Here is a 19,899-nt window from a genome sequence, read left to right as displayed (position 1 = left end):
GACTCTCCGCTCGAACCCTCCGGCTAGTGTGAAGGATAAAACTATGAGTGAGTCGAGCACAATATCAACCAATAAAACCTGTTTTACAGGCGCAGAATTGATTGTCCATTTATTGGAAAAACATGGGATTACTATTGTTTCTGGCATTCCCGGTGGGGCAGCCTTACCTTTCTATGATGCATTGGGTAAGAGCAAAACAATACGTCATATTCTTGCTCGACATGAGCAAGGCGCTGGCTTTATTGCACAAGGTATCGCTCGCTCAACGGGAAAAGCAGCGGTATGCATTTCATCAAGTGGCCCAGGTGCAACCAACTTAGTGACAGCGATTGCAGATGCTAAATTGGATTCTATTCCATTGGTATGTATTACTGGGCAAGTTCCTTCTTCAATGATTGGTACAGATGCTTTTCAAGAAGTTGATACTTACGGTATTTCCATTCCTATCACGAAACATAATTACTTAGTTCGTGATATTAACGAGCTGCCACAGGTTATTTGTGATGCATTCCGCATTGCTGAATCAGGTCGCCCGGGACCCGTTTGGATTGATATCCCAAAAGATGTTCAAACCGCAACAATTGAATTAGCCAATGTACCTGATGTTCAGCCAAAAGATAAAGCACCGAGTTTTGATATGGAAAAAGTGCTCCAAGCTGTGGAGATGATTAATCAATCTAAACGCCCTGTACTCTATTTTGGTGGTGGAGTGATTAGTTCTAGCTCAGCTGAAACAGCAATTGCCTTTGCGCAAAAAGCAACGTTGCCGACCACGATGACATTAATGGCTTTGGGCACTATTCCAATGCACCATCCGTTGTATTTAGGGATGTTAGGCATGCATGCGGCTCGTAGCACCAATATGATCATGGAAGAAGCCGATTTGTTAATTGTTATTGGTGCTCGTTTTGATGATAGGGCGATTGGTCGAGCAGAAAAGTTTTGTCCGAATGCCAAAATCATTCACGTCGATATTGATAAAGCGGAAATCAGTAAAATTAAGCGCCCTGATATTGCTATTCATGCTGATGCAGGGCAGATCCTTGAGTTGCTGTTACCTTTAGTGGATAAAAACCTTCGTGAAGAGTGGATGACCAGAGTTAATGAATTGAAACGTGATTTCCCGTTAAATTTAAGTGAAGCGGATAATCCTTTGAACCATTATGGATTGGTATTAGCGACTGCAAAAGCTGCGGGTGATGATGCAATTATAACAACAGATGTTGGTCAGCATCAGATGTGGGCTGCACAAGCCTACCCATTATCTCGCCCACGCCAATGGCTAACCTCCGGTGGTTTAGGAACTATGGGCTTTGGCCTACCGGCCGCAATTGGGGCTGCATTAGCCAATCCAGAACAAACAATAGTGTGTTTTTCTGGGGATGGTAGTTTGATGATGAATATTCAGGAGTTAGCAACGGCAGCGGAACATCAGCTCAATATTAAAATCATTTTAATGAATAACCAAGCATTAGGTATGGTTTATCAACAACAAGAGCTGTTTTTTGATAACCGCATTTATGCAGCTGCTTATCCTTATCAAACTGACTTTATTAAAATAGCGGAAGGTTTTGGTTTAAAAACCTGTGATTTAAATAAAGAAGCAGATCCGCAAATGGCGTTAGATGAGATGATGAATACCAAAGGACCATGCCTCATTCATGCTTTGATTGATGTGAATCAGAAGGTTTATCCAATGGTTCCACCGGGCGCGGCAAATATTGATATGATTGGAGTATAATTATGATTTTAGAACATAACCCTATCGCATTAGAATTAATTGTCCGAAACCACCCTGGTGTGATGTCGCATATTTGTGGCCTATTTGCACGTAGAGCATTTAACGTTGATGGTATTTTATGTATGCCAATCAAAGATAGAGATGAAAGCCGTATTTGGTTATTAGTGCAAAAAGATGAACGATTGTCTCAGATGATTAATCAAGTTGAAAAGTTAGAGGATGTTAAAGAAGTTCATTTCAGTGACGACCTAAGACTTTTTGAAACGATGCAAAATTACTTACAGTAATTTCCCAATTAGTCAGTTCACAAGGTGCAATCTATAACATTTTATAGGTTGCATTTTTTATTTAAAAATAGTTGTTATTTGATATATGGAATGAGAAATGAATATAAATATTCAAAAATAGAGAGGTAATGTTTCCTTTATAAAAAGGGAAATCATTATAAAACGAAGAAGCATTATAAAAAGAAAAAACAATACTTTCTATTTTTCTAGAAAAATTTATAGTGAGGTAAATATTACCTGAAGGGTTTGTCTATGCCATTTGATCTATTTTCATTTGAGATGCTCATCTGTTTTTCTACACTTCTTTTAGCTTATCTTGTTTTTGGCATGGCAGGTTTTGGGTCAGCATTAATTGCAACACCTGTCCTGGCTATGTACCTTCCTCTTAATATGATAGTGCCTATTTTGGCATTAATTGATTTAACTGCGGCATTGATTAATCTGATCAAAGATGGCAAAAAAGCAGATTATCAAGAAATAAAATGGATTATTCCATTAATGGTTGTTGGGAGCTTAATCGGTGCTGCAATTTTATTGAAAACTCGCCCTGATATTTTGGTTTTACTGCTAGGAATATTCGTTATTTTTTATGTGGTTAATTCTTTATTTTCAAAGAATAAAAATACACAATTTTCAAAGGTGTTTGTTGTTCCGTTTAGTTTAATTGGTGGGATCTTTAGTGCGCTATTTGGAAGTGGTGGCTTTATTTATGCTATGTATCTTTCTAGTCGTATTGCGGATAAACAGAGTTTTCGCATTACCCAAATGACATTGATTGGTTTTAGTACGTTAACCCGTGTGATTATATTTTTAGTGATGGGTGTTTATGTCAATATTGATATTTTATTAATGGCATTAGCATTTTCACCTGCAATGTTAATTGGTATTTTTATTGGCCGACATATAACACTGAAAATCTCACGAGAATCCTTTTTAAAAATTATTAATGTCATTATTTTAATTTCAGGAATCATGTTGCTTTATCGCTATTTCTTTGTTCTTTAATTATTTTTTATTAAGGCAATGTATTGGTAATAGATACTGGGCTATAATTGTTATCATTATTTTTAATGATTTAAACTTTTATTAGCCTTTTTCTGTTTTTTGTTCCTATTAACTAAAAATTTAAAATGGCTACTTCCATTTACCAAAGCAATTGATATTAAAATGAGCTCTGAAACCTCGCATTATCAGCATTTTCGTCGTACACCCACTTTTGCTATCACAACGATTACTACGAGCATAGCCGTGATTGGGATTGTTATTGGCCTAAGCATTCCTATGGTAGCTCTTAGGTTAAATAATTATGGCGTTAGTGAATTGTATATCGGCATTATTTCTGCTGCACCAGCATTGGGAATGTTTTTAATCGCCCCCGCTTTACAGCGTATTGTTCATTGGTGTGGTAAACGATATGCCATGTTAATAGCGACAATTGTTTCGGCTGTTAGTCTCTTACCTTTGCTGGCGACATTACCTTTATGGTTACTCTTTCCATTACGATTAATTACTGGACTAGTGAGCGGTGTTCTCATTTGCTTAGGAGAAACTTGGATTAATGAACTTTCACCAGAAAGTAAACGCGGGCGGATTTTAGCCATTTATACTACAGTGTTTACCGTGAGCCAGCTTTTAGGTCCTTCTTTTATTGCCTATTATGGTGTTGAAGATAAATCACCTTTACTTATTTGCACATTGCTTCACTTAATTTCAGTTGTATTATTTTTGATGATGAAACAAAAAGTAGGAGACCGTATTTCAGCTACTGCCAGTGAATCCCGTTTTTCAATTATTCAATTTGTGAAATTTGCACCCGGAATTTGTGCAGGCATTTTATTTTTTGCCTTCTTTGATGGAACGATTTTATCCATGTTTCCTATTTATGGTGTAGGAATGGGGCACACAGAAGCGATCGCGGCGATGATGATAAGTGCTATTTTGGCAGGGGATGCAATTATGCAACTGCCATTTGGTTGGTTAGCAGACAATATGAATCGCGAAAAACTCTATCGACTTTGTGGTATTGTGACATTAGGTGCAAGTTGCCTATTACCACTGTTAATAACACATCAATATTTAATTTGGGTTTTATTGTTTGTGCTAGGAGCGACTGCTGGGGCAATTTATACCATTGCATTAGTTCAAATAGGGCAATATTTCCGAGGTAATGACTTAATTATTGCCAATGCAGCTGCGGCCATGCTATGGGGGATTGGTAATCTTTCCGGACCATTATTGGCGGGCATTGCAATTTCAATTTCTCCGGCAGGTCTACCCATCTTATTGATTTTAATTGCCGCAATTTTTTTGTGGTTCACGCGTGCCCAATTTAGCGCTCAAGTGACGCAAGGTGCTTAATACTCAGAATTTTTAGAGGTAGTTTCTTTGGTTGATTATATTTCATTATTCGACTAAAACGGTATTAATCGGAAAAATACTTGATAAGTACCTCTATTTAGATTGATAATTGCACGCTTCATCGTCAACCATCCTTTATCTTAAAAGCCAAACGATTGCGTATTAATTTTTATTAAAAGAAAAACTTAATAAATTCAAGCTTTTTAGAAAGGTAATCGTTTTCGTTAAAGTGATGGTGCTTTTAGTCATACTTAGCAGGGGTATCTTTCATGTCTGGTCAGCAGGCTTCAACTAATTGCAAATTAGATAAATATTTTAAAATTTCAGCTCGAGGATCGTCTGTCCGTCGTGAAATCATTGCGGGATTAACCACATTTTTAGCGATGGTTTATTCAGTGATTGTTGTGCCTGGTATGCTAGGGCAAGCTGGTTTCCCACCAACGGCCGTATTTATTGCAACCTGTTTAGTGGCTGGATTTGGCTCCTTGCTCATGGGATTATGGGCAAATTTACCTATGGCTATAGGTTGTGCAATATCACTGACTGCATTTACCGCCTTTAGTTTAGTGTTGGGGCAGCAAATTAGTATTCCTGTTGCACTTGGCGCTGTTTTCTTGATGGGGTGTTTATTCACTATCATTTCAGTGACAGGCATTCGCAGTTGGATATTACGCAATATGCCAATGGGAATTGCTCATGGTACAGGGATTGGTATCGGTCTATTTTTATTGCTGATCGCAGCTAATGGCGTTGGCTTGGTCATTAAAAATCCACAAGCGGGTTTACCCGTCGCATTGGGTGAGTTCACTTCATTCCCCGTTTTAATGTCACTTTCCGGTTTAGCGGTCATCTTTGGTTTAGAGAAACGCCGTGTACCCGGTGGTGTTTTGTTAGTGATTATTGCCATTTCAATTATTGGGCTGATTTTTGATCCAGCTGTTAAGTACCAAGGCTTTTTTAAATTACCTTCATTGGGTGATGATGGCTTATCTTTAATTTTTAGCATGGATATCATGGGCGCGTTACAACCCATGGTTTTACCAAGCCTATTAGCGCTTGTTATGACCGCTGTATTTGATGCAACGGGGACCATTCGTGCCGTGGCAGGTCAAGCAAATTTGTTAGATAAAGATGGTCAAATCATTGATGGTGGAAAAGCATTAACCGCAGATTCCGTGAGTAGTATTTTTGCTGGTGCAATCGGTGCTTCACCTGCCGCAGTCTACATTGAATCTGCCGCAGGAACTGCTGCTGGCGGACGTACTGGATTAACCGCGGTGGTTGTTGGGGTATTATTCCTCTTTATTCTATTCTTATCGCCGTTATCATATTTAGTTCCTGCTTATGCAACTGCACCGGCTCTGATGTATGTTGGCTTATTAATGCTTAGCAATGTATCAAAATTAGACTTTGATGACTTCGTTGATTCAATGGCAGGTTTGCTATGCGCCGTATTTATTGTACTGACTTGTAATATTGTGACTGGGATTATGTTAGGTTTCGCAGCATTAGTTATTGGTCGTATCTTTGCGGGTGAATGGCGTAAGTTGAATATTGGTACAGTTGTGATTGCGGTATTGTTAGTCGCATTTTATGCTGCTGATTTAGCTATCTAACTTGAATTATTGTAGAGAGGCGGGAATATTTTTCGTCTCTTAGTCTCTTTTCGCGATTAATCTTAAAGTTTAAATTATTTCCCCAGCAATTAGTGAGTTAAGGATAGAATACAATACCCGTTATATATTGATATACTTGTCGATTATTATTATAGATAGAATTATCGCTTAATCATATGATTGGTATGGGGCGAAATTGTGTTTAATGGTAGCTGACATTGAGTTAATGACGCCGGAATATCCTGCATAATTGACTTCTTAAACGATATGGTTAATAGCAAATTTGAGCCTGATATTTTTATAAATAACAGCCTTAGGCTGAGACTTTATAGACAGGCGCGCTATTTTATGTAATACCGTAACAGGCATTTTGGGTTTTGGTTCGCAAATTAAATCAGTAAGGGCAACATGGAAATTTTCTTTACTATTCTCATCCTCATCTTAGCTGTTTCTGTTTCTGGGGTGGTGACGAAGGTCATCCCTTTCCGTGTTCCATTACCCTTAATACAAATAGCAATAGGTGCATTACTTGCATGGCCGAAATTCGGTCTTCACGTCTCGTTTGATCCTGAATTATTTATGGTCTTACTGATCCCACCATTACTGTTCGTTGATGGTTGGAAAACACCAACGCGAGAATTTTTCCAGAATGGGCGAGAGATTTTTATTCTGGTACTGGTACTCGTATTAGTCACCGTGGTTGGGATTGGTTATCTCATTTATTGGTTGATGCCAGGTATTCCGCTAATTGCTGCATTTGCACTTGCTGCTGTTCTTTCGCCAACGGATGCGGTTGCACTATCTTCCATTGTCGGTAAAGGGCGTATTCCCAAACGTATGATGAGCGTTTTGGAAGGTGAAGCATTGATGAATGATGCTTCCGGTCTGGTTGCATTAAAATTTGCCGTCGCTGTCGCAATGGGCACGATGGTATTTTCAGTTTCTGAAGTTACCATAGAATTTTTCAAGGTTGCGGTCGGTGGGCTACTTGCTGGGATTGTGGTGACTTGGATTTACAGTAAGTCTCTGCGTTTGATGAGTCGCTGGAGCGGTGATGATCCGGCAACACAAATTGTCTTCATGCTATTACTGCCTTTTGCTTCTTACATGATCGCGGAACATATCGGTTTTTCTGGTATTTTAGCGGCTGTTGCTGCGGGTATGACAATTACCAAATCTGGTGTGATCCGTAATGCGCCGCTTGCAATGCGTTTAAGAGCGGATAGTGTTTGGTCAATGTTAGAGTTTGTCTTTAACGGATTAGTTTTCATTATGCTTGGTCTTCAGCTCCCCGGTATTTGGGAAACTTCCGTTATTCAAGCAGAAATGGACCCAAGTGTTGAAACTTGGATGCTCTTTACGGCGGTTGTAGTTATCTACTTTGCGTTACTTCTGCTACGTTTTTGCTGGTTATGGCTGATGAAAAGATTTAGTCGTTTATTCTTGAAGAAAAAGCCGTTACAGTTTGCCAACTATACAATACGTGAGCTTTGGTTAGCTTCTTTTGCAGGGGTTCGTGGTGCTATCACACTTGCGGGTGTGCTTTCTGTTCCTCTATTCTTAACGGATGGTTCGCCATTCCCTGCGCGTTATCAGTTGGTGTTTATCGCCGCTGGCGTGATTTTATTTTCAATATTTGCAGGTGTTATTGCTTTACCATTATTACTGCGTAATTTTACCGTGGGTGATAAAGAAGCCGATATCAATGAAATTCGGATGGCGAAAGCCGCAATGGCGGAAGTTGCTATTGTTAGCTTAAATAAAATGGAAGAGCGTTTGTCGGCCGATGTTGAAGAAAAATTAGATCCTGAAGATATTAGTGAAGTTGCTTCTAGGGTGACAGGGCACTTGAGAAGACGAACCGCTGGTCAGGATGAAATTGAGCGTAATTTGCAGATAGAAGATCTGGAAAGACGTTTTCGTTTAACCGCATTGCGTGCTGAGCGTGGTGAGTTATACCATTTACGCGCAACACGAAAAATCAGTAATGAAACACTTCAAACTTTACTTACAGATCTGGATCTATTAGAAGCTGTTCTGATAGATAAAGACCATTAATTGAGAATCATAGAATAAATGTGGTTACTTGTTGTTACGACGCTGCTTTGGGCAGCGTCTTTTAGTCTGATTGGTGAATATCTTGCAGGGCAAGTTGATAGCTGGTTATCTGTTTTAATTCGGGTTTCCTTGGCGGCTTTGGTTTTCCTGCCTTTCTTACGTTGGCGAGGATTTAGCGCAAAAGTGATTGCGCTCTATATGCTAGTAGGAGCTTGCCAATTAGGCATCATGTATTTATTTGTTTTCCAAGCATATCAATACTTAACAGTTGCAGAGTTTTTATTATTTACTGTATTGACGCCGCTCTATGTCACATTGGTATACGACTTGCTTGAGCGCCAGCGGTTAAGAATGGGGTATTTATTTAGCTCATTACTTGCTGTGATTGGGGCTGCAATTATCCGCTATGATCATTTAAGTGAGTCATTTTGGATTGGTTTAATGTATGTTCAGCTTGCCAACATCTTTTTTGCTATAGGGCAAGTTGGCTATAAACGGTTGATGGAAGTCTATCCGATACCGCAGCATCAAGCTTTTTCATGGTTCTATATCGGAGCAACATTAATTGCGCTTGTGGGTTGGTTATTATTTGGCAATAAAGCCATGGTGCCAACAACCTCTGTGCAATGGGGCGTGTTATTGTGGTTGGGTGTTGTTGCCTCTGGTATTGGTTACTTTATGTGGAATTACGGAGCAACCAAGGTCGATGCCGGAACCCTTGCTATTATGAATAACATGATGGTTCCAGCGGGATTATTAGTTAATTTTGCTATTTGGCAACAACATCCTGATTGGGGACGTTTTACCATTGGCTCATGCCTAATTGTTGCGTCTCTGTGGGTGCATAGGCGTTGGATACTTTCACCGGCTTTACATAAGAGAGATTCTCAACAGCGTGATTAGCAGCTGTTTTTGTAAAAGCATCAATAGTAGGTTGGCGCTGTTCACCTTCACGGCATGCAGCGTACAACCGGCTCCATAATCCGCTTCCGAGCGTTTTGGTTGTCAGCAAACCTTGTCTTTCAAATGAATCAACAGCCCAGTGTGGCAATGCTGCAATCCCCATTTTAGCCGCAACCATTTGGATCAAAATTAATGTGTTATCAACGGTTTTGACATTAGGTGATACGCCAGCGGGCTGTAGGAAATGGCGCCATACATCAAAACGATCACGTTGCACGGGATAAATTAATAATGTTTCATCCGCTAAAGCATGCGGGTCAATGATGGGTTTCTTAGCTAGTGGATGATCATTGGCGACAATCAATTTCACTTCATAATCAAATAGTGGCGTATAGTGGAAAGCCGGATCGGCTTGAATATCAGATGTCATGACGATATCCAGCTCACGGGAAAGTAATTCAGGTTGCGGATCAAATGTCACACCTGATTTGAAATCAACAGAAACTTGCGGCCATTTTTCTCTAAATTGCTGTAAAGCTGGGGTTAACCATTGAATACAACTATGGCATTCAATCGCAATTCGTAATGTTGAAACCCCGGGTTCATTACAAACTCGTACCGCATCTCTGACTAATGGCAATATTTGTTGGGCTAACTGTAATAAGACCTCTCCTTGTGGAGTAAATCGCAATGGCTGACTTTTACGAATAAAAAGTTTAAAGCCTAAGCGGTGTTCCAAGTCACTAAATTGGTGTGACAACGCTGACTGTGTTTGATGTAAATGTGTTGCAGCTGCCGCTAATGAACCATGCTGGCTGAGTGCATACAATGTTTTTAAATGCTTTATTTCGATCATGAAAAACCTTCACCGTGATAATGAATAATTTGCGCTTGTGCTTTATACAGTACCTGTTGATTATAGATGTGTAAACATCTAGACGGCTAAATTTTTTAAGGGGTCAATATGTCTGTTATAAATCATACACTTGGTTTTCCACGAGTTGGTCTGAAGAGAGAGCTAAAACGCGCACAAGAAGATTATTGGGCAGGCAAGATTGATCAAGCTGCACTTCTAGAAACAGGTCGTGAGTTACGTGCTCGTCATTGGCAGCAGCAAAAAGATGCTGGTGTTGATCTATTACCCGTTGGCGATTTCGCATGGTACGACCAAGTTCTGACGACAAGTTTATTGTTAGGTAACGTGCCGCCACGCCATAGAAATGATGATGGTAAGATTGATTTAGATACGCTATTTCGTGTTGCACGTGGTCGTGCTCCTACGGGCAAGCCCGCGGCGGCAGGGGAAATGACAAAATGGTTTAATACTAATTACCATTACATTGTGCCTGAATTCCAAAAAGGACAAACATTCTCGCTATCATGGGAACAGCTGTTTGATGAAGTTGATGAAGCATTAGCGCTTGGACACAATATCAAACCTATACTGCTTGGCCCAATTAGCTACCTTTGGCTAGGTAAAGTCAAAGGGGAAGCTTTTGATCGTTTATCATTGCTGAATGAATTATTACCGGTATATCAGGAAATTCTTTCACGTTTAGCTCAAAAAGGGGTTGAGTGGGTTCAAATTGATGAGCCAGTATTGGTTCTTGATCTTCCTACAAAGTGGCAGGAAGCATATAAAACAGCTTACCAAGCGTTAACGGGTAAAACTAAACTGCTACTGACAACCTATTTTGATGGAATTAGTCATCATCTGGATTTAATTAAGCAACTTCCAGTGCAAGGTTTACATGTTGATGTTGTTGCAGGCCATGATGATATTGAAAAATTACATCAAACATTACCAAAAGATTGGGTCTTATCACTAGGTCTTATCAATGGTCGTAATGTATGGAAAGCGGATCTTGGTGAAAAATTTGCACGAGCAAAACCGCTATTAGGTCAGCGTGATATTTGGGTTGGTACTTCTTGCTCATTATTGCATAGCCCAATTGATCTGAATGATGAAACACGCCTAGATGCTGAAGTAAAAAGTTGGTTTGCGTTTGCACTGCAAAAATGTGAAGAGTTGGGATTACTGTCAAAAGCATTGAATCAACCAACAGAGGCAAATATTGCTGAGCTTGAAAAATACAGCTCACCAATTCGTGCTCGTAAAACATCAACTCGCGTTAATAATTCACTTGTAGCAAAACGGTTAAGTGAAATTCGTGATGAAGATGCTGATCGCAATAGTCCATATGCTGTTCGAGCACAACGTCAGCGCGATCGCTTCAACTTGCCATTATGGCCGACAACGACTATTGGCTCATTCCCGCAAACAAGTGATATCCGATCATTACGCTTGGATTTCAAAAAAGGGAATGTCGACAAAGCTAATTATCGCACCAGTATTAGCGAACACATTAAGCAAGCTATTCAAGAACAAGAAATCTTGGATATTGATGTTCTAGTACATGGTGAAGCTGAACGTAACGACATGGTTGAATATTTTGGTGAACATTTTGATGGTTATGTTTTCACTCAAAATGGTTGGGTACAAAGCTACGGCTCCCGCTGTGTAAAACCACCCGTCATTATTGGAGATATTAGCCGTCCTGAAGCAATTACCGTTGAATGGGCTAAATATGCACAATCTTTAACTGAAAAACCCGTTAAAGGCATGCTGACAGGTCCTGTGACTATTCTTTGCTGGTCATTCCCTCGTGAAGACGTTAGCCGAGAAGTCATTGCTAAGCAGATTGCTTTGGCATTACGTGATGAAGTTGATGACTTACAAAAAGCGGGCATTGGTATCATTCAAATTGATGAACCTGCGTTACGCGAAGGTTTGCCATTACGTAAAGAAGAGTGGGCTGAATACCTAAAATGGGCAGTTGATGCCTTCAAATTGAGCGCAGGAATTGCGGAAGATGACACTCAGATCCACACTCATATGTGTTATTGCGAGTTCAATGACATCATGGATTCAATTGCAGCATTAGATGCCGATGTGATTACGATCGAAACATCACGCTCTGATATGGATCTGCTTGATGCATTTGAAAACTTTGATTATCCAAATGAAATTGGACCGGGTGTTTATGATATTCACTCACCAAACGTACCGAGTGTGGAATGGATTGTCGCACTATTGAGAAAAGCATCAGACCGCATTCCAGTAGAACGTTTATGGGTGAACCCTGACTGTGGTTTAAAAACACGTGGTTGGGAAGAAACTCGCCAATCTCTCGCAAACATGGTTGAAGCAGCGAAGAAATTAAGAAGTGAAACATCAGCAGCATAAATAGCAGCGTTTGAAAAAGTGAAAAGCAGGTGACTCAATGGGTTAGCCTGCTTTTTTATGAGCATTATTAGCCGAAAAGCTTCTCTTTTAGCATATTCATTCCAACACTTTTCAGGTCAACGTGGTCAGGGATCACGCCATCAGGAGTGGCTTTATTAATCAGTTTTGGCAGATATTTAGCAATTAATTCAACGGTTTCTTGAGAATCATAACCCACGCTTTTTGCGAGCTTTTGAATATCTAAATCACCAAAAACTTGGATTAATTGGCTAACACTCACGGGTAAGTTATCACTATTACTGATCCACGACTGAATGATATTGCCTAAGCCTTGCTGATTAAATTTATTTGCAACGCCAGTTAACCCGCCTTGCTCATCAATCCACTGAATGACAGATTGGAATTGATTCATTTTATCACCAGCGGCTAAGGTGATGAGTTGATCAAACAGTCCCATTTAATTTCCTCGTTGATTATTAACACTAGCATCTTGTTATATCCAAAGGGTTGAACAATGGTTTTTCAAGACAGCTTAAAATAAATGACCCGCTATTCTGTCTGATTTGAACGGGGCGTCAATCAAAAATGATGCAATGCATTATTTTTAACGCTCAAAATTAGTACTGTTTAACCAATAATGAATCCCATCAATCAGTGTAACAATTTTGTCACATATTTTTGTGAATAATTTTATCAAATAATTTATTTTTTTATTGCTTATTAATCAATTTGTTGCTGGTTAATTGCTCATTTTTTATATTTCTCATAATGTGATAATCATCATGTGTTTGTGAATTTTGTTATGTGAAAATTCACATTAATAAACAAAAAGTAACAACACCAGGGATTGTTATGAAAAATATTGTGAAGCATGTTGGTGTGATTGGACTTGGCTCAATGGGAATGGGGATAGCGCAGTCTCTAATAAAAAATAATATCTCTACCTATGGCTTTGATCTAGACCAAGTAGCATGCCAAACATTAAAACACGCAGGCGCGGTGGCAGTCGGCCAAAATGCCGCTCCGTTTGCACAACAATTAGATGCTTTATTGTTGGTGGTTGTCAACGGACACCAAGTGGAATCAATTTTATTTGGTGGTGATCAGCCGCTCGTCGAACAGTTAAAGCCTAACACTATCATTGTGCTTCATAGCACGGTTTCTGCTGAGCAAACTAAACATATTGCTGAACAGCTAAAAAAATACTCATTGCTCTTTGTTGATGCGCCGATTTCTGGCGGCGCAATAAAAGCAGCAGAAGGTAAATTAACAATAATGGCATCAGGAGAGCCTGCTCTATTTGAGCAACTTCAATATGTATTTTCAGCAACTTCAGAGCGTTTATATCGCATTGGTGATCAAATTGGTTTGGGCTCTACGGTGAAATCAATTCATCAACTTTTGGCTGGAGTACATATTGCTGTTGCAGCAGAAAGCATGGCATTAGCGGCAAAAGCAGGTATTGACCTTAATATGATGTATGACATTGTCACTCATGCGGCAGGTAATTCTTGGATGTTTGAAAACCGTATGCAGCATGTGTTAGCGGGGGATTATCATCCGAAGTCATCCGTCGATATTTTTGTCAAAGATTTAGGCTTAGTAATGGATGCCGCAAAGGCGCTCAATTTCCCATTACCTTTAGCTGCAACTGCACACCAAATGTTTATCGCTGCGAGTAATGAAGGCTTTGGAAAACAAGATGACAGCGCAGTAATCAAAATATTTAAAGGAATTTCTTTACCGGAGAAAAAAGCATGACAGTGAAATTAGGTGTTATCGCCGATGATTTTACCGGTGCGACAGATATTGCTGGATTCATGGTGCAAAACGGTTGGCGTGTTGTACAACTGCTGAATGAGCCCAATGAAAATACACCAGTACCACAAAATGTAGATGCTATTGTCATCAGTTTAAAAAGTCGTTCATGCCCTGCTGATGAAGCCATCAATGCTTCTGTGAAATCTTGTGAATGGTTGAAACAGAATGCACAGTGCCAGCAAATTTTTTATAAATATTGTTCAACCTTTGATTCAACAGAAAAAGGCAATATTGGTCCCGTTACGGATGCATTAATGCAGTGGCTGAATACACCGTTATCTTTAATATGCCCTGCACTACCCGTAAATGGTCGAACCGTTGTTCACGGTCATTTATTTGTTAATGGACAATTACTGAATGAAAGTGGCATGCAGAATCATCCGGTAACACCAATGACTGATGCTAATTTGCTCAGAGTAATGGAAAAGCAGTCAGAAGGTCAGGCTGGCCTGATTTCCTTAAATGAAGTACAGCAAGGAAGTGATGTTATCCAAAAACGTTTAACTGCCTTAAAAGCACAAGGCGTGAGTTATGCCGTGATTGATGCTTTAACAATGGATGATTTGTTACCAATAGCTCGAGCTGCACGTGAGATGGCGCTATTAACTGGCGGCTCAGGATTAGGTGCAGCTTTGGCACACAATGACACGGGTAGTCAATGGGGAGCGGCAGCTTCTCAAGGGGATAAACCAACGGGTAAAGATAGAAAAACGGTTATTTTATCCGGTAGTTGTTCAACCATGACCAATAAACAGGTGCAATCTTATCAGCAGATTGCTCCGGCGAAAGTGCTTGATGTTGGTGAATGCTTGAATAATTCACAATATGCGCAGCAGCTTGCAATTTGGGTACAAGCGCAAAGCGCATCAAAATTGGCCCCATTATTATATGCCACTCAGCCACCTGAAATTCTAAAAAAAATCCAAGAAACTTATGGCGCAGAGCTGGCAAGTAGTGCAGTTGAAAATGTGTTTGGTGAAGTGGTCAAAATTTTACAAAAACAAGGCTATAACACATTTATTATTGCTGGTGGTGAAACATCAGGGAAAGTTGTTCAAAGTTTAGGTACAGAACAATTAAGTATTGGTGCGCCAATTTCACCAGGGGTTCCTTGGGTTCAGGATTTAAAAAGTGGTCACTGGTTAGCGCTCAAATCAGGGAATTTTGGACAAGAAAATTTCTTCCAATATGCACAGGAGATGTTTAATGAGTGAAGAAAAAGCGCTACGACAGGAGTTAGCAGATTGGGCTAAGTCTATGTTTAATCGAGGTTATAGCAGTGGTGGCGCTGGCAATATTAGTGCTCGGCTTTCGGATGGAAGCATCATTGTTACACCAACTAACTCAAGCTTTGGTGATTTAGAACCTGAAAAATTGAGTAAGTTAGATGCAAATGGCCGCTGGATCGATGGAGATAAACCCACAAAGGAAGTTTCGATGCACATGGCGATGTATCGACAACGTCCAGATTGCCGAGCAGTGGTTCATTTACATTCACCGTGGTTAACCGCGCTATCTTGCTTGCCTGAACTTGATTGTACGAATTGCCTGCCGCCTATCACGCCATATTATGTGATGAGAGTAGGAAAATTGCCATTAATTAAGTACTTACCGCCAGGAGATGACCGTATTGGTGAAGAGATTGAAAAGTTAGCTGTTAATCATAATGCCGTGTTGTTATCCAATCATGGTCCTGTTGTGGGTGGGAAAACATTGAGGCAGGCATTTTTTAATGCTGAAGAATTAGAAGATACGGCTCGTTTATATATGACTTTACGCCCTTATGGTTTCACCACCTTAACAGCAGAGCAAGTGCATGAGCTAGAGAGCCGTTATCCACAAAAGTGAGGTCTTAGATATGGCTAAATTTGCAGCAAACCTCAGTATGATGTTTAACGAGGTTCCTTTTATTCAGCGTTTTGAACGAGCAGCACACGCAGGCTTTACTGGCGTTGAATATTTATTTCCTTATGAAGAACAAGCTGATGCTATAGCAGCAGAACTGAATAAATATAATCTTACTCAAGTTTTGTTCAATATGCCAGCAGGTGACTGGGCTGCTGGTGAACGAGGCATGGCATCAATTCCGGGTCGGGAAAGTGAATTTGAACAAGGTGTACAAACTGCCCTGAGCTATGCCAAAGCATTGGGCTGCAAACAAGTTCATGCCATGGCTGGAAAGATTGACGCACGCTTCACTGTCGAGCAGCAACAAGCTTGCTTTATTAAAAACATTCAGTATGCCGCTGACATCATGGCTGAGCATGGGATCCGTGTTTTAATTGAGCCTATAAATACACGTGATATGCCGGGCTATTTTCTGACAACACAGAAACAAGCTGAGAGCTTATTACCAAAAATTGCGCGTGAAAATGTCTTCATTCAATTGGATTTATATCATTGCCAAATTATGGAAGGTGATTTACTAAAAACAATTGAGCGTTTATGGGGTAAATTTAGTCATATTCAGATAGCTTCAGTACCTTATCGTCATGAACCTGACACAGGTGAAGTTAATTACCCGTGGATATTTAATCAATTAGATGACATGGGATATCAAGGTTGGCTGGGATGTGAATATCATCCGGCAGGCCGTACAGAAGAGGGGTTGGGCTGGTTAAAAAAAGCACAATCATAAATAGGAGAATATATGATCCCTTCAGAGCGCCGTGATTTTATTTACCGTTATGTTCATGAATATCAAACAGTATCAATTAATGATCTGGTTGATCTGATGAATGTTTCGCACATGACAGTGCGGCGTGACATCCACATGCTGGAAGAAGAAGGGAAGGTTGTCGCAATAAGTGGTGGTGTGCGGCTGAATGATGCGTTACGCCAAGAGCTACCTTGGAGTGAAAAAGCGCGATTACATCATCAAAGTAAGCGCGAACTTGGGAAATTTGCCTCCTCCCTTGTTGAAGATGGGCAAGTGGTTTATTTGGATGCGGGAACAACGACATTTGAAGTCGCACGTGTGCTTGGTGAGCGCTTTAATCTAACGATTGTGACAAATGATTTTTCCATCATGCAATATCTGATGAATAAATCTCAGCTCAATTTATATCACACAGGTGGGCAGGTGGATAAGCGTAACCATTCTTGTGTTGGTAATACAGCTGCAATGATGTTGAAAACGTTGAATATTGATGTGGCATTCATGAGTACCAGTTCTTGGGATTTACATCATGGCGTTTCAACGCCACATGAAGAAAAAGTACAAATAAAACAAACTATATTAGATGTAGCGCGTCGCTGCGTGCTGCTATCTGACAGCAGTAAATTTGGCAAATACGGGATGTTCCGTGTCTGCTCGTTGGATCAGTTGCATGACATTATCAGTGACGATCAACTTCCTGATGATGTTGTACAACAGATAAGAGAACAAAATATAAAACTTCATTTAATAAAAATATAACCATCTTACCGAGGAAGAAATAGTTACCTAACTGCTATTTCAAGGAGAACTACAATGAAAGTTATTATTACTGGTGGCGCAGGTTTTCTGGGCCAGCAGCTAGCCGCTGCTTTGCTTAAAAATCATCAGGGTTTTCAATTTGACCAACTTATTCTAACGGATATTCAATGCCCTACATCTCCAATTGAAGATCCAAGGGTAAGCTGTATTGCTTTAGATTTAACTCAGCCTGATGCAGCAAATAAGCTCATCGATGCTGAGACAGATATTATTTATCATCTTGCTGCTATTGTCAGTAGCCATGCAGAAAGTGATTTCGATTTGGGCATGAAAGTCAATTTCGATGTTACTCGCCAATTATTGGAAGTTGCACGAGCTAAAAATCCAGCCATAAAATTTATTTTCACCAGTTCACTTGCTGTATTTGGTGGGGATCTTCCTGATGTGATCACCGATTTATGTGTTGTGAATCCACAATCATCTTATGGTGCGCAAAAAGCAATGTGCGAACTGATGGTGAATGATTATTCACGTAAAGGTTTTGTGGATGGCCGTGTTTTACGTTTACCGACTATCAGTATTCGTCCTGGTGTGCCGAATAAAGCCGCATCTTCATTTGCAAGCGGTATTATTCGCGAACCATTAAAAGGGATTGAAAGTGTTTGTCCTGTTTCGCCAGATCTGGCGCTATGGCTTTCTAGTCCTGAAACAGTTGTCAGTAACTTTATTTATGCAGCAGGTATTCCAGCAGAAAAATTGGGTAAATCTCGCACAGTTAACTTGCCGGGAATTACCGTGACAGTGAAGGAAATGATTGATGAATTACGTGAGGAAGCGGGTCAAAAAACGGTTGATCTGATCCGCTTTGAGCCTGATGAAGCAATTAACCGAATTGTTGCTAGCAGGCCGAGTAAATTTGATATTCGTCGTGCTCTGGATTTAGGTTTCAGCGCTGATGGTTCATTTGGTGATGCAATTCGCTCATTCATCACTCATCATGGCACTCAAAAATAGGGGATAATTTATGTCCTATATACCTATTATTGGCCTTGCAGTGGCCATCTTTGTTCTGATCTTTTTAGTATTACGAACGCGGGTCCATGCATTACTCGCTATGCTAATTGCGGCGGCGATAGCGGGTTTATCTGGTGGACTTTCTGCGACTGAAACGGTAGCAGTGATCACCAAAGGTTTTGGTACCACACTTGGTGGGATTGGTATTGTTATCGGGCTTGGCGTAATGATGGGCAGGGTGCTTGAAGTTTCTGGGGCTGCTGAACAGATCGCTTATAGTTTTATCCGTTGGCTAGGAAAAAAACGCGAAGAGTGGGCGTTAGCTATCACAGGTTACATTGTGAGCATCCCAATCTTTGTTGATTCCGCTTTTGTTATTCTGTATCCGCTAGCAAAAGCATTAGCGAAAAATGGTAAGCGTAATTTATTGACATTAGGCGTAGCGCTTGCAGGGGGACTGGTTGTCACTCACCATACCGTACCGCCTACACCCGGTCTATTAGGTGTTGCTGGTATTTTTGGTGTTGATATTGGAGCGATGATTTTAGCGGGGATGGTGCTTGCAATTCCTTGTGTTATTGGAATTGTTTTCTATGCGAAATGGTTAGCTGTTAAATATCCAGAATTCATGCCAGATGATACTGGAAATGACGACTTACACGCGATCCATGCTCGTTATATGGAAGAAAAAGCCAATAAACCCTTACCGAGCCTATTTTTATCAATCTTGCCAATTGTGACGCCGATTCTATTAATTTTCATCAATGCGGTTAATGGCCTCATATTGAAAACAGAATCTTTTCAAGGGATGGAAAATAATTGGTACTTCCAAACGTTTGAATTCCTTGGTGCTCCAATTATTGCGTTATCAATAAGTGTGTTAATTGCTGTATATACATTAATGCCTAAAGCATCAAAAGAAGAAGTCATCGACCGAATGGAAGAAGGCTTACAATCAGCTGGTATTATTCTGTTAGTAACGGGAGCCGGTGGTGCATTAGGGGCGGTGCTACGTGATAGTGGTACCGGAAATATTTTAGCTGAGCATGTTGCTAGCTTACCGATTACACCAGTGTTAATTCCTTTTATTATTGCAACACTTGTGCGCCTTATTCAGGGGTCAGGAACGGTCGCAATGATTACTGCAGCATCAATTTCTGCACCAATCATTAGCCAAATTCCTGATATTAACTTACTTGTTGCAGCTCAAGCCGCAACAATGGGTTCATTATTCTTTGGTTATTTTAATGACAGTCTTTATTGGGTCGTTAATAGAATGATGGGCATCAAAGATGTTAAACAACAAATGATGGTTTGGTCTATCCCAACAACAATTGCTTGGGCGATCGGCTTAGTCGGCGTGTTGATCCTTGATGTTATTCTCTGATAAATAGCCATTCTCTTATTTTGTCATTAATCAAAGCGCCTTCGGGCGC

General features: G+C 40.2%; 17 protein-coding genes. 15 read left to right on the top strand and 2 right to left on the bottom strand.

All coding sequences use genetic code 11. The annotated features are described in order from the left end of the window. The first annotated feature begins 43 nt into the window (after positions 1 to 43). The 7 genes from ilvB (at position 44) to OO7_RS15575 (ending at position 8,963) form a co-directional block, all read left to right on the top strand. Positions 44 to 1,741, top strand: coding sequence for an acetolactate synthase large subunit (ilvB, locus tag OO7_RS15605; RefSeq protein ID WP_008916903.1), 1,698 nt, complete (start codon positions 44 to 46; stop codon positions 1,739 to 1,741). Positions 1,742 to 1,743: 2 nt separating this feature from the next. Then, complete coding sequence (gene ilvN, locus OO7_RS15600; protein WP_008916902.1) at positions 1,744 to 2,028, top strand: acetolactate synthase small subunit; 285 nt, start codon at positions 1,744 to 1,746, stop codon at positions 2,026 to 2,028. A gap of 252 nt (positions 2,029 to 2,280) precedes the next feature. Beyond that, on the top strand, positions 2,281 to 3,033 hold the full coding sequence (locus OO7_RS15595; RefSeq protein ID WP_008916901.1) for a sulfite exporter TauE/SafE family protein: 753 nt from the start codon (positions 2,281 to 2,283) through the stop codon (positions 3,031 to 3,033). 162 nt (positions 3,034 to 3,195) lie between these two features. Further along, positions 3,196 to 4,386 (top strand): MFS transporter, encoded by a 1,191-nt coding sequence (locus OO7_RS15590; protein WP_008916900.1) that lies wholly within the window; start codon positions 3,196 to 3,198, stop codon positions 4,384 to 4,386. A gap of 269 nt (positions 4,387 to 4,655) precedes the next feature. Next, complete coding sequence (locus OO7_RS15585; protein ID WP_008916899.1) at positions 4,656 to 6,002, top strand: NCS2 family permease; 1,347 nt, start codon at positions 4,656 to 4,658, stop codon at positions 6,000 to 6,002. 408 nt (positions 6,003 to 6,410) lie between these two features. Further along, positions 6,411 to 8,060, top strand: coding sequence for a Na+/H+ antiporter (locus tag OO7_RS15580; RefSeq protein ID WP_008916898.1), 1,650 nt, complete (start codon positions 6,411 to 6,413; stop codon positions 8,058 to 8,060). A gap of 18 nt (positions 8,061 to 8,078) precedes the next feature. Continuing rightward, positions 8,079 to 8,963: a carboxylate/amino acid/amine transporter gene (locus OO7_RS15575; RefSeq protein WP_008916897.1), complete on the top strand. Its 885-nt coding sequence runs from the start codon at positions 8,079 to 8,081 to the stop codon at positions 8,961 to 8,963. On the opposite strand, the gene metR is transcribed toward OO7_RS15575, so the two are convergent. Further along, positions 8,863 to 9,819: an HTH-type transcriptional regulator MetR gene (gene metR, locus OO7_RS15570; RefSeq protein ID WP_008916896.1), complete on the bottom strand. Its 957-nt coding sequence runs from the start codon at positions 9,817 to 9,819 to the stop codon at positions 8,863 to 8,865. The genes OO7_RS15575 and metR overlap by 101 nt on opposite strands. Before the next feature lie 108 nt (positions 9,820 to 9,927). Between metR and metE the strand changes: the two genes are divergently transcribed. Next, positions 9,928 to 12,210, top strand: a complete 2,283-nt coding sequence (gene metE, locus OO7_RS15565; protein ID WP_008916895.1) for a 5-methyltetrahydropteroyltriglutamate--homocysteine S-methyltransferase — start codon at positions 9,928 to 9,930, stop codon at positions 12,208 to 12,210. A gap of 67 nt (positions 12,211 to 12,277) precedes the next feature. Here metE and OO7_RS15560 read toward each other — a convergent pair whose 3' ends face one another. Further along, positions 12,278 to 12,667, bottom strand: coding sequence for a YidB family protein (locus OO7_RS15560; protein ID WP_008916894.1), 390 nt, complete (start codon positions 12,665 to 12,667; stop codon positions 12,278 to 12,280). A 395-nt stretch (positions 12,668 to 13,062) separates the two neighbouring features. Between OO7_RS15560 and ltnD the strand changes: the two genes are divergently transcribed. Genes ltnD through OO7_RS15525 form a run of 7 tightly spaced genes read left to right on the top strand, consistent with a single transcriptional unit; the run spans position 13,063 to position 19,850 of the window. Continuing rightward, complete coding sequence (ltnD, locus tag OO7_RS15555) at positions 13,063 to 13,971, top strand: L-threonate dehydrogenase (protein WP_043892744.1); 909 nt, start codon at positions 13,063 to 13,065, stop codon at positions 13,969 to 13,971. Further along, the gene (gene otnK / locus OO7_RS15550; protein ID WP_008916892.1) at positions 13,968 to 15,245 is read left to right on the top strand and encodes a 3-oxo-tetronate kinase; all 1,278 of its coding nucleotides are present in this window, start codon (positions 13,968 to 13,970) and stop codon (positions 15,243 to 15,245) included. Before ltnD ends, otnK begins: the two co-directional genes overlap by 4 nt. Beyond that, the gene (gene otnC / locus OO7_RS15545) at positions 15,238 to 15,879 is read left to right on the top strand and encodes a 3-oxo-tetronate 4-phosphate decarboxylase (RefSeq protein WP_008916891.1); all 642 of its coding nucleotides are present in this window, start codon (positions 15,238 to 15,240) and stop codon (positions 15,877 to 15,879) included. The genes otnK and otnC overlap by 8 nt, the downstream gene beginning before the upstream one ends. 10 nt (positions 15,880 to 15,889) lie before the next feature. Continuing rightward, a complete protein-coding gene (gene otnI, locus OO7_RS15540; RefSeq protein WP_008916890.1) occupies positions 15,890 to 16,669 on the top strand; it encodes a 2-oxo-tetronate isomerase in 780 nt (259 codons plus the stop codon). 12 nt (positions 16,670 to 16,681) lie between these two features. Beyond that, positions 16,682 to 17,449, top strand: a complete 768-nt coding sequence (locus tag OO7_RS15535; RefSeq protein ID WP_008916889.1) for a DeoR/GlpR family DNA-binding transcription regulator — start codon at positions 16,682 to 16,684, stop codon at positions 17,447 to 17,449. Positions 17,450 to 17,503: 54 nt separating this feature from the next. Further along, complete coding sequence (gene denD, locus OO7_RS15530; protein WP_008916888.1) at positions 17,504 to 18,463, top strand: D-erythronate dehydrogenase; 960 nt, start codon at positions 17,504 to 17,506, stop codon at positions 18,461 to 18,463. 10 nt (positions 18,464 to 18,473) lie between these two features. After that, on the top strand, positions 18,474 to 19,850 hold the full coding sequence (locus OO7_RS15525) for a GntP family permease (RefSeq protein WP_008916887.1): 1,377 nt from the start codon (positions 18,474 to 18,476) through the stop codon (positions 19,848 to 19,850). Positions 19,851 to 19,899 lie beyond the last annotated feature (49 nt).

This window comes from Providencia sneebia DSM 19967 (genome assembly GCF_000314895.2).
GTDB classification, from domain to species: Bacteria; Pseudomonadota; Gammaproteobacteria; order Enterobacterales; family Enterobacteriaceae; genus Providencia; species Providencia sneebia.
Note: the sequence above shows the minus strand (reverse complement) of the source record. Positions and strands in the feature narration are given on the sequence as shown.